Here is a 13,798-nt window from a genome sequence, read left to right as displayed (position 1 = left end):
TTCGCTGTCAAGGATCCAACCGTCGTTGCTGATGTATCCAGTCTACGATTTCGCCATCTGGCGCATAGCCGCTGACCGTATCACGGAGCAGCTGACGCACACGTGTGTAGTCGTCTGATTCAACGGCCGAGATTAGCTCCGCCAGTTTGCCTTTTAGTACATCCCAAGATATGAAATCCTCGTTTGCACTCATAATCATTGGATGAGGGGTCTTGACGACGTTATCGCCTATCAATAGCTCCTCATACAACTTCTCTCCTGGACGGAGCCCCGTAAATTCAATAGCGATGTCACCGTGCGGATTTTTCTCTGAACGCACACTGAAGCCAGAAAGATGGATCATCTTTTCGGCCAGTTCGACGATCTTGACCGGCTCCCCCATATCCAGTACAAAAACATCTCCGCCCAAACCCATGGACCCTGCCTGAATAACCAACTGAGCAGCTTCAGGAATGGTCATGAAGTAACGGGTTATCTTCGGGTGAGTGACAGTTAGAGGGCCACCGGATTTGATTTGTTTATGAAACAGAGGGATGACGGAGCCGGATGATCCAAGAACATTGCCGAAACGCACCATTGTAAATCGGGTTTTATTGACACGTGAAACATTCGAGTTATCACGAAACATTACCGGGGCTAATTCTCGACTAAGCGCCTGTAACGTCAGTTCCGCCAGACGTTTAGTGCTACCCATTACATTGGTAGGACGCACGGCCTTATCTGTCGAAATCAAAACAAAGTTCGCTACACCCGCCTGCAAAGCAGCTTGGGCAGTATTCAAGGTACCAATGACGTTATTAATAACGCCTTCAGCAATATTATGCTCGACAATAGGCACATGCTTATACGCTGCGGCGTGATATACCGTGTCTACTTGCCAGGTGTTCATGACATCAAGCAGCTTACGCGGGTTACTCACCGAGCCAAGTATTGGCAACAGCCTGACAGACAGCGACTTCCGCGTAACCTGTTGTTCTAACTCAGAAAGAATACTGTAGAGATTAAACTCGCTGTGCTCGAATAATATTAACGTCGTTGGACGCAGCTCAAGTATTTGACGGCATAATTCCGAGCCAATCGAACCGCCTGCCCCGGTGACCATGACAGACTGCTCTTTAATACAATGCTCAAGGAGATTCTCCTGGGCAGGTACCGCATCACGTCCCAGCAAGTCCGCGATATCTACTTCTTGAATGTCATCAACCTTGACCCGCCCGCTTGCCAGATCCATAAAACCGGGGACGCTTCGCACATGAAGCGGAAAGCCTTCTAAAAATCCGAGTATTTCACGACGCCTTACACGGTTTGCCGAAGGAATAGCCAATAGTATTTCCTGCGCTCCCGTTGCATCGATCATGCGCTGAATATGTTTAGGCTTGTAAACCTGCAACCCTGCAATGACGCGATCGGCAATGCTGCTGTCGTCATCGATAAATGCGATCGGGCGCATGACGCGCCCCATGCGTAATGCGGCCACCAATTGATTACCCGCAGCACCGGCGCCGTAAATGGCGACCTTGGGCAGGCCGTCATCACGATTGGTAAATGGTACGTGTTGTGCGGCCGTGAACCAGTCGCCGAGGAAATACTGGCGCATTGCCAGGCGCAACCCGCCAATCATGATCAGGCTGAGCCACCAATAGTTGAAAATGATCGATCTCGGAACGATGTTCTGGTGATTGCTGTACCAATAAACAACCACACCCAAGATCAACGAGGAAAGGGTGACCGCCTTGACGATGGCAATCAGCGCGTCGTTGCCAAAATACCGCATGACCGCACGGTACATGCCAAATCGGATAAATAAGGGAATAGCAATGGCCGGTGCACTCAGAAACAGCACTTCGTGCATGGTGAAAGGGTTGATAAGAACATCCACCCCCAACCGGACCACAAAGGAAAGCCATAATGCCAGCCAAACGAGGACGATATCGGCAGATACCTGAATCAAACGCTTCTGTCGACGCGGTAGTCCTACCAAAAAAGCACGTAATTTATCCATAAATCCTTTGAGCACCTTACATAAAACGCCTGGACTGTCAGTATCCTCTTTTCTATCAAACTCGTCAGAGGACTCACACGCCAAAACCAATCGGGGCTAGCTAACTTCTACATCCCCGGCTCGGAATTTTAGTGCCAGCAACAGCAAAGGTACATACGCTGTAATCAATCCGAATATGCCTTCCAGCTTGCCAGCAACCACCAGGAAGGCAATCGGCAACAGCCACACAGTGTTCAGTATTCCCGTCGCCAGCGTCACCGGCAAATGTCGCTTGTACTGGCGAGAGGCAAATTGATAGGCATGACTGCGGTGCGCCTCGTAAACCTTTTCTCCACGCAACAATCGGCGAAGCAGTGTCACGGTGGCGTCCACTATGAACACGCCGAGCAGGATCAGCCACGCAAAAAACAAGTTGGATGATATCCACGCGGCCTGAAGCGCAAAAATCCCCAGAATCATGCCCAGAAATCCACTCCCGGCATCCCCCATGAAGATCTTGGCTGGCGGAAAATTCCAGCATAGAAATCCCAAGACCGCGCTAGCGAGTAATAGCGGCCCGCCCACTGCGGCACCTCCCTGCCACCAATACAGTAATGCAGCCCCGACGCAAGCCGACACCGCCTCGACACTGGCTATCCCGTCAATGCCATCCATGAAGTTATAAAGATTAAGCATCCAGACCAGAAACATTGCGGCCACAACGTAACCGAAAATACCGAGGTCGATATTTACCCCGAACACAGAAATAGGTGCGAGACCGCCAATCCAATACAAGGCCCAAAACGCCGCCAGGAAATGACCTAAAAGTCGCCATCTGGCAGCGATATGACCGTGATCATCCAAAAATCCCAGAACGGCCACCAATGCACCGGCTCCCAGCAACGCCGCGACCTGATTCAATGGAAGCATTTCCAGAAAGAACATCGCCACGGCAGCGGCGAGGAAGCACACGACGATTGCGACACCACCACCTCGGGGCGTAGGAATGGTATGAGAACTACGCGCATTGGGCACATCGATAAGACTGCGGGCCAGCGCGTACCGACGAAGAACCCACGTCAGAGAGAAGGAAAAAATGGCGATGACCGGCAAAAATAACCACAGCATTAAAAACTCCTTATTGAGACCGCACCGTTTTTGAACGAGGTGCATCACCGGACAACTCAAAATTTCGCGCCGATTTGATCAACTCATCGCGTGAAGAAAAAGGCGGCGTCCAGTTTAACAAAGCCTTAGCTTTATTGGAGTTCAGTACGAAAGAGCCACACAGTTGTGTCATCAGTGCGCCCTTGCCGAGCAGTCGACTTACCGCTGACATGATCGACACAGGAAAGTAAAAGAGTCTGGATTTTCGTCCCATCCCCTCTGAAAGCGCTTCAAGTATCTCTGGCAAAGAAAGATCGTCTCCATCAGAAACTAGAAATAACTGCCCACCGGCCCGAGGATGAATTGCACAGGTGCTTAAAAAGTCGGTGAGATTATTGAGCGAAACCATACTTCTCTTGTTGGCAACCCCGGAAAATGGCAACGGCGCACCAGCTTTAACGAGTTTAAGCAACTTTTGAAAGTTTCCAGGTGCGTTGGCTGCATACACGAGAGGAGGCCGGATGATAACCAACTCCATTTCACTAGCATGATTTATGTATCGCTCGGTCAAGCCAATTTCCGCCTCATACTTGGACAAGGCGTAGTCCTTCACTGGATTGGCGGGGGACGTTTCATCGATAGCTACCGAGCCAGTTTCCACCCCATTGACGCCAATGGAACTGACAAATATAAAGCGCTTAACCCCAAGTTTTTCTGCGTATGACGCTAACTTAAGCGTTAGATCCTTATTCACCGCGAGCATTGCTTCCAGATTCGTGGAAGCTTTTCCGAACTGATGCGCTCTGCCGGCAAGATGAATAACGACATCTATGCCTGACAACGCTGTCGAGAGAAACGCCTCATCATCCAGCTCACCAGACAAACATTCATAATCAGCGACAACCGAGGACTGCTTTCTCATGAGCGCTCGCACTGCCAATCCTCTGGATTGCAGATCCAGACATAGCGCACGACCAATAAATCCGCTTGCCCCTGTAACTAAAATTTTCATTTTTCGTTTACCAAGCTGATAATTTCTTCGAGCCACCCGGCCAGGCTATAGCGACGGTAAATATGAGGTTCAACCGCCTTGTATGGTTTATCGAGAAACGCTTTAGGAATAACGGGATCTTGCCGATCAATGACAAAAATATTATCTTCAGAATAAAAATCGTACAACTTTACACTGGCATTAGTGGTGACTAACTTCTTCCGCGCACCGAGTGTTTCCAGGGTACGCATGGTCAATCCCGTTTGCTGAGGATGTTCTATATCAAGTATGGCTTTCGAAGCGTTAAATACTCGCTGCACTTCCGTCTTGGCAATAGACTGGTACTTAAAGTTATTAGATTGCGCCGTGCGATAGGCACTATTGGTGAAACGGTAAACCCAATAGACCCATTTTGCCTGTAAGAAAAGATACCAGTACTTTCTGAATGACGAACCTAACTGTCGGTCAACTTTATCAACGATAGAGAATCTATCGGTATGTGCCGTACCTATGAAGCTGATGTCATATTGAATAGGTGTCAGGTCTACCGATTCAAATCCAGCTGAAAAAAACAAAGGCCGAAAATTCGCCTGATATTTTTCAGCATCATTTTTGTCAAATGTGAAAACACTATCGAAATACTTGAGATTCCTTAGCGTTTGCTGCCGATTCGAAAAAGAATCCCACATATACAGTACAAACTTAGCCGCCGGGTAGCGTTCACGCCAGGCGCTGAGGGTATGGGTAGATAATGTCTGCCCATTAACAACAAATATGTAATCGAACTCGGTATCGATAGAAGTCAACTGGCTTTCGTAATAACGATCAGCCGCCCCTATCACCCACTCGCGACGAACCCGGGTGAGCGCCTTGAGAAGCGGAGAATTAAAGGGACGATCCAGCAAAAAGGTAACGTTAGCGCCCTGCTGCTCGAGTTCCTTTTTTATCTCACTTTCGTAGCCAAAAAAAGCCGGAGCAATATATAAGACGCTTTTGTTTTCTAGCAAATAATTCACGACTACATCGTCCGTTGTTTAACAATTTTTGCAGGCATACCGGCTACAATAACATCAGCCGGCACACTCATGAGCAACACTGAGTTTGCAGCGACTGTGACATTATCACCCAGCGTCAGCCCCCCAAGGACTTTCGCCCCCGCGCCGACAACGACATTATTGCCCACTACTGGGCGGTGATGCTCGTCATAGGTGAAATCGAGGTCTTTAGCGCCGAGGGTAACACCCTGGTAGATAACTGCGTTGGCACCTATGCTCACGGCTCCGATCACGGTACCTTGGGTATGAGGGAAGAACAGCCCCGGGCCAATTTTGCAGACAACAGCAATTTCGATACCGAAAAAAGTGTAATTCAGCAATGAGAAAAAACGCGCCAGTATTCTAAAACCCTTATGGTTCATTGAATACGCCAGTCTATAGAGCAGCACAGGAGCAAATCTTGGAGCAAACATACCCAAGATTAATTTAACTTTCGACTTGATAGGGGGCGCATTGAACAGCGCTCTCTGCCTGTCAATATCTGCGCGCAACAAACTGCGCAAACTCGGGTTGTCCTGCTCCATAGACTATCTCCTTAATTCATCAACTTTCGGGCGCGCAACTCTTGATTCGCCTTTTCCAACTGATCTTCCGGCAGAGGTTGCTGAAGGACCCATTCAGCGAAGCGCTTGAGACCCTCCTTCAAAGTGACTTTAGGATGAACACCCAGCAGCTCATCCAAGCGTTTGATATCTGCATAATTGTGGCGAATATCCCCAACCCGGAACTGCCCCGTTACTGTTACGTTCGGTTCCTTCCCAAATGCTCGCGTCAGTTCCTCCGCCACTTCTTTAACCGAGGTAGCGACACCGCTGCCGACGTTAACAATCGTGTTTGGCGACTTCTCGACAAGTAACCCTGCAAGCAATGCATCAGTAACATCATCAACGTGAACAAAATCACGGCTTTCCAGACCGTCTTCGAAAAGAGGAAGAACGCTATCACGGCGGATTTTGGTGGAGAATATCGACAGAATTCCGGTGTAAGGATTGTTCAACGACTGACGTTCACCGTAGACGTTTTGCAAACGGAATATCGTGTAATCAATACCCATTGATTGACCGCCAATCCGAACAAGATCCTCTTGGGCATACTTGGTCGCAGCATAAAACGAAGATGGGGCGATCAGATCCGTTTCAGTCGTTGGCACGAGTTTCAGGACAGTGCCGGTAGAGGGACACAACGGTTCCCACATTTGCTTACCCAAAGCCTCTGCCGAACGCGCGGCAGGACATACACGCTGATTGGTCTCGGGATTGATGTAGGCACCCTCGCCGTAAACCGAACGGCTGGAGGAGAGAATAATCCGCTTGACGCTGTGCGACGGCAATTTACCCAACACATCAAACATCAACGCAGTGCCTTGGGAGTTGACCTCGTTGTAACGGGCAATTTCATACATCGACTGACCAGTCCCGGTCTCGGCCGCCAAGTGGACAATGCCGTCGATACCCTCCAGCGCTTTCACCCAGTCTTCTCGGGAAGTAACACTACCGCGAATGAATTCAACCCCCTCTCCACCCAGCCAATCGAGATCAGCCGGCAGACTTCCATGTACCTGGACAGTCAAAGGATCCAGAATCCGGACTGTATGGTTGGTCCTCAGCAATTTGGGAACAAGGTGTGAACCTATGAATCCTGCGCCGCCGGTGATTAGAATTTTCTTCATGATCGTACCTCTAGAAATCGACAGTAAAACAATTTTTCCAGGCTTGGTGTCCCGAGTAATCTATAAATTATGTATCTTGCAGCGCCTCCTTTTTTTGACTATCGAGGCGCAGATTTGCAAAAACATAAAGCGAAAAGCAGATAAAGAACTGAAACAGCGTTGGAAGCAAGAAAAACATGTCATAAAAAATCGAAAAAACCAGAATCTGAAAGGCTACGGAGTAAGCAAATATCCCCCAAGGTTTCCCCTTTAAAGACGCATTATATATGCAGCAACACACCAACTGAATCAGGGCGACAAACAAGAACCCACCAAATGCCCCCACATCCGATACAAAGCCGGCATAAATAGTGGACGTATTCAGATTTCTGTCTACAAAGGTGAATAGGTCGTTCCGAGCATCTAACCCAAAAGACGCCTTTACGACAGAAGGCAACATATTGGACATGGAATAAGATACCGACCAGGCAGGACTTACCGTATCAATGTTATGGAAGAAATTACTTAGTCCCGCCGTCAAATAAACATAAAACCAAAGAAATCCGCTCGGCAAAGCGTCAAAGACTTCAGCCGATGTTCCAGACACTAAATACGAAAACGGATTTGAAGTTTGCCGCATATCACCAAGATAGCCAAACACCACCACTACTGATAGCAAGACAACAACCAAGGTGGCTATCTTCTTATAAGATATTTTCGTCAAAACGAGGGAAACACAAACTATTTGTATCAATCCGCTGAGTAAAATCCCCCGTCCCAACATCAATACCGGCCAAAGCAACAACACAGCTATGACGAAAATCAGTTTTTTCGATCTAGTCTTAATCGACAGGTAAGTTGCCATGGATAGTATTTGCAGATAACAGGCATTCATTACACCATGAAGCGAAGGAACTCCAAACTCCGTATACAACTTATTGATACCCGCGAGACGCCAATAAAGAGGTACGCCAGCAGAGTAATAAATCTCGAAAACCGTACCCAACAACCAGACAACAAGCAGCAATCGAAAAAACCTACTAACAACAGCTACATAATACTCTGTTCTTTCCGAACTTAATGGTTCGTTTTTTTTACGCCCCTTCAAAAGCACATACAGCAAAAATATGCTGACCATGTTCATCAATATCACCATCAGCCCCACCACTGTTGGCGGAACCAAATTGGTCGTCAATCCAAAAAAATACAACAGCAAAACCAATGACCACATAGAAATATAAACGAATGCTGGATTAAGCATGATTTATACATTCCGCTTTATCGCATTTTTTAACTTTGGAAGCAACCCTGAAACCAAGTTAAAAATAATCGAGTTATTGAGAACTTTAAACACAATATTGGTCAAGCACTTCTTGCTTCCGGAAGAATACTTCAAAAACAAAGGATGAAGCGCCTCCACGTTTGCTTTGTTCTTTTTAACGACTTGCCTGAATAGTTCACCAAGAAGGTAACGATATCCCCCTTGCTCACAAGCCTTTTGAATAGCAGGATCACTTGCATAACGCTGCGAAATAAGATCAACAGTCAATAGAGACTCTTGCAGCAATTCGAATGTTCTGTCACTTGCACCCAAACCATGTTTACGATACTTACCAAATACTCCAGAGAGTTCTCGAATTTCTCCACGCAATGCGACTTCTATATAAAAAATCCAATCTGACACCACAGGAAAGAGCGGGTCAAATCCGTGCGAAGGGCACGCTGAACGTCTCACCATTACGGAAGAGGCTCCTGGAATGCCTCCCTTCGATATCAGATCGTAGACGTTATTGATTTTTTCTTTTTCAGTGGTATTGGTTCGAAAAAGCACCTTCCCGTCGGCATGATTAAAAATATCAACCGGGTGGTAGGAAAGAACAACTTTCGAATCTTCAAACTGTTCGACCTGCGCTTTTATCTTACCTGGCAGGAATAGATCATCCCCCCCCAGAATCGCAACTAACTCACCAGTGCAAGCGAAGAAAGCCGCATTCGAATTCCCAGTGATGCCCATGTTTTTTTCATTAAGGATTGGGATTACCACATCAGGGTATCGACGCTGAAAATCTAAAATCACTTCTCGCGTTCCATCCGTCGAAGCATCATCCGCCACGACTATTTCAAGATTTTTGTAATCTTGCAAAAGAACGCTTTCAATAGTTTCTGCAATCAAATGAGATTGATTGTAAGTGATGATCATTACAGAAACTTTTGGATTATAAATATTCAACGTAACCGCCTCAGCAAAAAAAAATTCAAGTACCCAACAACCGTCAGCCAGCTAAAACTTCAGGTTTCATCCTTTTGAGCGCCCTCGCAACAAACAACATCATCAAGATCCAGTAAATCGCGTAGTTTATTGCATGAGCCAGCGATACACCTTCCAGCCCCATATACTTCGTCAAAACGACAGTCAGCAGATAAAAACATGCAGCGGAGACTATTTCCGAGATGATAAAGAGCTTGAACATTGCCTTGCCAAGCATCACGTAGGCCAGTATCCAGCTTCCGATTTTCAGCGTGTCACCAACAATTTGCCACGCAAAAAGGTTTCTCATGGGAAGGAAATCAGCGGTAAACAACACGTGAATTATAAAATCACGCAATACGTAGATGAGCAGTCCGCAGATCGCAGTGCACGGCAATATAAACCGATAACCCTGTATTATTTCTTCTCTTACGTCAGCTTCATTCGTTAATTCCGACAGCTTGGGCAAGTAATAGACACTCAACGTTGTAGTCACCAGCATCAGATATGCTGCGCTGAGACGCCACATAGCCTCCCAATAACCCGCGGCTTCCCAGCCAAGTGAAGCACCAAGGTGATTACGCACGAGGATGTGGCTGACCGGAACGCAAATTGCCGAAGTCAGCGCCATCGCTGTGTATTTTAAAAAATTCCTGGCTACCTCTTTATCAACACGCCCATACAGGTAACTCAGACGAAACCAAGAAGCTTTTAGACAAATAACCAACGTCACAAAAAAACTTATTGACTGATATATTGCCAGCGCTATCAACGCGCCATAGAGCCCTGAGAATATTGATAAAGCCGTGGTCACTACGAACGCAAACAGGCTTCCGGCAATATTCGCAGCCACATACCGCAACAGGTCTTTTTTACCGTTGAGTATCGCGAGCAAAAGTGTATTTAACGTAAAGAATACCAGCGTGGCTGCAAACCACCTGAAAACCCCTCCAAACTCATTGTTTTTCAGTATCCAACCTGCCAGGTCATCACTGAAGATCAATATAATGACGCTGCATAATAACGAGCCAGAAATAGCTATCGTTCCTGCACTCCGCCAAACGGCTTGCTGCTTTTTCTCATCATAATGATACTCTGCCGTGTACTTGGTGACGCCTGTATTAATCGCACCGCTCGCAAAAGTAGTGATCATTTGAATGGCATTTTGAAACTGCCCGAGAGCCGCATAACCTACAGGACCAACATAAATCGCCAGTACTTTATTTATTCCAAGCAGTGTGAGCATCTTAACGAGGACAGCAATCCCGTTTAGCAAACTCGTTTTTATCAGCGTCATTATCCTTCAACCGTTACCGTTGAAACTATTGCACGCGCTTATCACTGTCGCTGCGTCTTCCACAGACATCGTAGGCCCAATGGGCAGGCTCAGTACCTGGTCGTGTATTTTTTCGGTAATAGGGAAAGACAAGCTATTCCAGTCTTTATAAGCCTGTTGCTTATGAGGTGGGATCGGGTAGTGAATCAGTGTCTGCACACCGGATGCAGCCAGATGCTTTTGCAACGCGTCACGCTTATCTGAGCGGACAACAAAGAGATGCCAGACATGACTCTCGAGAGTCAGCGGAGACACACCCATATCAAGCGGTAAGCGAATCAGGTCATTTTTTATTCCGCGCATATACAATTCTGCAATTTTTCTGCGACTTTTAATATCTTCCGACAGGTATTTTAGTTTCACAGTTAACATAGCCGCCTGAATTTCATCAAGCCGACTATTTACACCTTGATAGATATTTTTGTACTTTTCGTGCGACCCATAATTTCTCAACGCCTTTACGACTTGAGCTAACTCGTCATCGTTAGTGGTAATGGCGCCAGCATCCCCAAGCGCACCGAGGTTCTTCCCTGGATAGAAACTGAATCCCGCGGCATCGCCCCAGCTGCCCGCCTTCTTTCCATCAATACTGGCGCCATGCGATTGAGCCGAATCTTCAAGAACCAAAAGACCGTGGTCTTTCGCGATATTCATGATCGCTGGCATATCAGCCAGTTGCCCGTACAAGTGAACGGGGATGATCGCTTTTGTTTTCGGCCCGATGGCAGCCTTGATAAGGGCAGGAGAAATATTCAGAGACTCATCTGGTTCAACGAGGATTGGCGTCAAACCATTTTCGGTAATCGCCAGGACACTGGCGATGTAAGTGTTCGCAGGCACGATCACTTCATCGCCAACGCTCAATTTCCCGAGAATTTTCCAAGCTCTCAAGGTCAAAGTAAGCGCGTCCAACCCATTCGCCACGCCAAAGCAGTACTTCGAGCCACAGGCAGCAGCGAAATCTGTCTCGAACTGCTCCAGTTCTTTCCCCTGGATATACCAACCAGAGTCAATTACCCGCGCACAGGCAGCCTTGAGTTCGACAGCATGGGCTGCGTTCACATCTTTCAAACTTAAAAACTCAATCATTAAAACACCTGTTATGTCCGTATTACCAAAACTTATGTCAATCACGCTACAGCTGAACTACCGATCAGCACGCACCGCTCGACGCCGTATTGATGGCAACAACTTTTATAAATTCTTCATAGCTTCGTATATAGTCGGCCTCATCATATTCGTGACTGGCAAAAACCACTAATACGCAATCATCGCTGAAGTCATGCATCTCTCGCCAAATAAGGTTATTGATCAAAACCCCTTTTTTGGGTGAGTCCAGCCAGACTTCTTCTTTGGTGAGGCCATTATCCATCAGCATGCGACACTTTCCTGAAACGCAAACTGCTAGTTGCCGCAACTGTTTGTGCGCGTGAAACCCTCGGCTTACATCAGGCAGAGTACCGAAAATATAATAGACGCGTTTAATTTCGAATGGGACTTGCCGACCTTTCTCCAGGGATACCAAACTGCCACGGTTGTCACCAATCACTTCCAAATCGATAAGTTGTGTAGTACCTGGCAAGTAAACAGTAGGCAAATCCGCTTCATTGAATGCCTTGGCTTGCCTGTCTTTTTCACTGACAATAAGATCAATGTCTTCAGGCCACTTTATACCAATATCGGCATCGTTCCACTTGATACTACGCTCAAGATCCTTACAGTAAACATCTGTGGTTTTATATAAAAAATGAGTATCGTCTTCCAGAGCTATAAAGCCGTGGGCAAACCCTTCAGGTATCCATAACATCCGATTATTAGCTGCACTCAACTCGACGCCAACCCAGTTCCCGTAAGTAGGTGATCCCTTTCGAATATCGACGGCAACATCATATGCGGCACCTGAAACAACTCTGACCAACTTCCCCTGGGCATGAGGCGACAGTTGGTAGTGCAGGCCTCGAAGCACACCTTTTTGGGAGCACGAGTGATTATCCTGGATGAAGCTTCTGGGAATAGGTAAACCCAACTCCGAAAGTGCCTCATGAAAACGCGGCTCGTTAAAACTTTCAGTAAACCAGCCGCGATCATCCCTAAAAACCGTTGGCTCTATTATAACTACTTCCTGTAAATCGGTTTTTAGCAATTTCATGTAGTAACACCTTAAACGGCTATGAATATTCTGCCTATAATGACTATAAACAACTTAAAGGCACCATTTCCATTGCCTTTCTCACTCTGAAACATCGCTTCGATGACACAGAATCAGGTATACGCTTTTTTCCGCGTTTCCTCCCAGCGATACTGCGTAAAAGCTGACAGAACACCAAGCATTAGCCCCAGCACCAGTGCCAGCGCTATGACGAGTGTCTTTTTCGGCTTAATCGCATTTTCTGGTGTTTCTACAACGCCGTCATAGCGATACATATCGATTTCTCTCGGGGCGACGGCCAACTTTTCGTAAAAACTTTTCTTGGCTTGGAGGCCTCGCAGTTCCTTAATAAACGCGTCGTTGGATGACCTGCTTTCAAGATTTTTTATCTCAGCCTTTATCGCTTCAACCCCTCTCAAGAAACTCATCTCTCCTTCCATGTTTCCTGCCACCCCAGCCGGTGCTCCGCCGAATACCACGGTTGGTTTCTGCACGCCAGCTGCCTCTGCGACGCTAAGCGCTGCACGCAGCTTGGTAATGGTATCGCCACGCGAGGTTTCGCCCGTTTCACGCTTGGTATCAATTTCCTGGCTAGTGTTCTTGGCGCGGATTTTTGCCTCGTAAGACACGTTTTTCATTATCTCCTTAGTCGCCCGGGACTCGGCGCGTTTTACGTATTTCTTAACCCAGTCAACTGCTTTTTCACTACTCATGGTCTGTACAACAACCGAGTAACGGCCTTCTTCATCCGCTGTAACAGGGTTGACCTGAATTTTTTTTGAAAACTCCGAGTACAGCGCGTCTTGCGACCGTGTCTTTTGATCGTCACTCAACGAGGGCAGATACTCGTCCACAAAAAACTCCTGCCGAAGCGACTCGGAGCGTAGATTCCGAACAAATAAACGATAGACATCTTCAATCGAATACGGAGCGAGCTCAAACTCCCGAGTGCGCCCGGTATTCAGATCGGCAATATCACTCTGAGTAGGAGGAACTAAATAGGCTCTAGCTTCGTAAACACGCTCGCTAAAGAACGCGTACATGACGCCCAAGCCAACCACAATCGCGGCGATACCTATAATTAGCCACACGCGTTTACACAATGCTCGCGCGATCAAAAAAACTTCAATTTCATCGGGGTTTTGGTTATTAGCAGCATCGCTTCGCATAGTGTTTTGAGCCTTGTTTTAATCTGGTCTCGATCTGTGAAGATCACAGCTTGACGTTTTTCCCAGTTTATTGGACAGTAGTTTCGAATACCAATCGACCCCGGTTGCGCGCTA

At 47.1% G+C, this 13,798-nt stretch carries 12 protein-coding genes and 1 pseudogene; all 13 read right to left on the bottom strand.

All coding sequences use genetic code 11. The annotated features are described in order from the left end of the window. Window positions 1-7: 7 nt before the first annotated feature. The gene (locus ACZ89E_RS01080) at window positions 8-2,002 is read right to left on the bottom strand and encodes a polysaccharide biosynthesis protein (protein ID WP_149660079.1); all 1,995 of its coding nucleotides are present in this window, start codon (window positions 2,000-2,002) and stop codon (window positions 8-10) included. 96 nt (window positions 2,003-2,098) lie between these two features. After that, complete coding sequence (locus ACZ89E_RS01075; RefSeq protein ID WP_256672319.1) at window positions 2,099-3,109, bottom strand: MraY family glycosyltransferase; 1,011 nt, start codon at window positions 3,107-3,109, stop codon at window positions 2,099-2,101. A 10-nt stretch (window positions 3,110-3,119) separates the two neighbouring features. Continuing rightward, window positions 3,120-4,100 carry an NAD-dependent epimerase/dehydratase family protein gene (locus ACZ89E_RS01070; RefSeq protein ID WP_476254660.1) on the bottom strand — a complete coding sequence of 327 codons (981 nt, stop codon included), beginning with the start codon at window positions 4,098-4,100 and terminating at the stop codon, window positions 3,120-3,122. Continuing rightward, the gene (locus ACZ89E_RS01065; protein WP_149660076.1) at window positions 4,097-5,095 is read right to left on the bottom strand and encodes a WaaS/CpsH family glycosyltransferase; all 999 of its coding nucleotides are present in this window, start codon (window positions 5,093-5,095) and stop codon (window positions 4,097-4,099) included. The genes ACZ89E_RS01070 and ACZ89E_RS01065 overlap by 4 nt, the downstream gene beginning before the upstream one ends. A gap of 2 nt (window positions 5,096-5,097) precedes the next feature. Next, entirely contained in the window at window positions 5,098-5,658 is a 561-nt protein-coding gene (locus ACZ89E_RS01060; RefSeq protein ID WP_476254659.1) for a serine O-acetyltransferase, read from the bottom strand. Window positions 5,659-5,669: 11 nt separating this feature from the next. Further along, window positions 5,670-6,803 carry an NAD-dependent epimerase/dehydratase family protein gene (locus ACZ89E_RS01055; RefSeq protein WP_149660074.1) on the bottom strand — a complete coding sequence of 378 codons (1,134 nt, stop codon included), beginning with the start codon at window positions 6,801-6,803 and terminating at the stop codon, window positions 5,670-5,672. Between the two features lie 67 nt (window positions 6,804-6,870). Then, window positions 6,871-8,043 carry an O-antigen polymerase gene (locus ACZ89E_RS01050; RefSeq protein ID WP_476254658.1) on the bottom strand — a complete coding sequence of 391 codons (1,173 nt, stop codon included), beginning with the start codon at window positions 8,041-8,043 and terminating at the stop codon, window positions 6,871-6,873. A 3-nt stretch (window positions 8,044-8,046) separates the two neighbouring features. Then, window positions 8,047-9,012 (bottom strand): glycosyltransferase family 2 protein, encoded by a 966-nt coding sequence (locus ACZ89E_RS01045; RefSeq protein ID WP_476254657.1) that lies wholly within the window; start codon window positions 9,010-9,012, stop codon window positions 8,047-8,049. 43 nt (window positions 9,013-9,055) lie between these two features. After that, complete coding sequence (locus tag ACZ89E_RS01040) at window positions 9,056-10,327, bottom strand: O-antigen translocase (protein WP_476254656.1); 1,272 nt, start codon at window positions 10,325-10,327, stop codon at window positions 9,056-9,058. Between the two features lie 6 nt (window positions 10,328-10,333). Further along, window positions 10,334-11,455 carry a DegT/DnrJ/EryC1/StrS family aminotransferase gene (locus ACZ89E_RS01035; protein ID WP_476254655.1) on the bottom strand — a complete coding sequence of 374 codons (1,122 nt, stop codon included), beginning with the start codon at window positions 11,453-11,455 and terminating at the stop codon, window positions 10,334-10,336. Window positions 11,456-11,519: 64 nt separating this feature from the next. Next, window positions 11,520-11,948, bottom strand: coding sequence for a sugar 3,4-ketoisomerase (locus tag ACZ89E_RS01030; protein ID WP_256672322.1), 429 nt, complete (start codon window positions 11,946-11,948; stop codon window positions 11,520-11,522). Window positions 11,949-11,960: 12 nt separating this feature from the next. Then, window positions 11,961-12,515, bottom strand: a pseudogene (gene rfbC / locus ACZ89E_RS01025) (dTDP-4-dehydrorhamnose 3,5-epimerase); the annotation flags it as partial. A 113-nt stretch (window positions 12,516-12,628) separates the two neighbouring features. Beyond that, window positions 12,629-13,684: a Wzz/FepE/Etk N-terminal domain-containing protein gene (locus tag ACZ89E_RS01020; RefSeq protein ID WP_476254654.1), complete on the bottom strand. Its 1,056-nt coding sequence runs from the start codon at window positions 13,682-13,684 to the stop codon at window positions 12,629-12,631. Window positions 13,685-13,798 lie beyond the last annotated feature (114 nt).

Source organism: Pseudomonas sp. TE3899 (assembly GCF_056279105.1).
This window is presented reverse-complemented; position numbering and strand designations above follow the sequence as displayed.

Excerpts from the sequence above, each read along its gene's own strand:
- ACZ89E_RS01080 (WP_149660079.1), bottom strand. The coding sequence starts at position 2,002 with ATGGATAAATTACGTGCTTTTTTGGTAGGACTACCGCGTCGACAGAAG.
- ACZ89E_RS01075 (WP_256672319.1), bottom strand. The coding sequence starts at position 3,109 with ATGCTGTGGTTATTTTTGCCGGTCATCGCCATTTTTTCCTTCTCTCTG.
- ACZ89E_RS01070 (WP_476254660.1), bottom strand. The coding sequence starts at position 4,100 with ATGAAAATTTTAGTTACAGGGGCAAGCGGATTTATTGGTCGTGCGCTA.
- ACZ89E_RS01060 (WP_476254659.1), bottom strand. The coding sequence starts at position 5,658 with ATGGAGCAGGACAACCCGAGTTTGCGCAGTTTGTTGCGCGCAGATATT.
- ACZ89E_RS01055 (WP_149660074.1), bottom strand. The coding sequence starts at position 6,803 with ATGAAGAAAATTCTAATCACCGGCGGCGCAGGATTCATAGGTTCACAC.
- ACZ89E_RS01050 (WP_476254658.1), bottom strand. The coding sequence starts at position 8,043 with ATGCTTAATCCAGCATTCGTTTATATTTCTATGTGGTCATTGGTTTTG.
- ACZ89E_RS01040 (WP_476254656.1), bottom strand. The coding sequence starts at position 10,327 with ATGACGCTGATAAAAACGAGTTTGCTAAACGGGATTGCTGTCCTCGTT.
- ACZ89E_RS01035 (WP_476254655.1), bottom strand. The coding sequence starts at position 11,455 with ATGATTGAGTTTTTAAGTTTGAAAGATGTGAACGCAGCCCATGCTGTC.
- ACZ89E_RS01020 (WP_476254654.1), bottom strand. The coding sequence starts at position 13,684 with ATGCGAAGCGATGCTGCTAATAACCAAAACCCCGATGAAATTGAAGTT.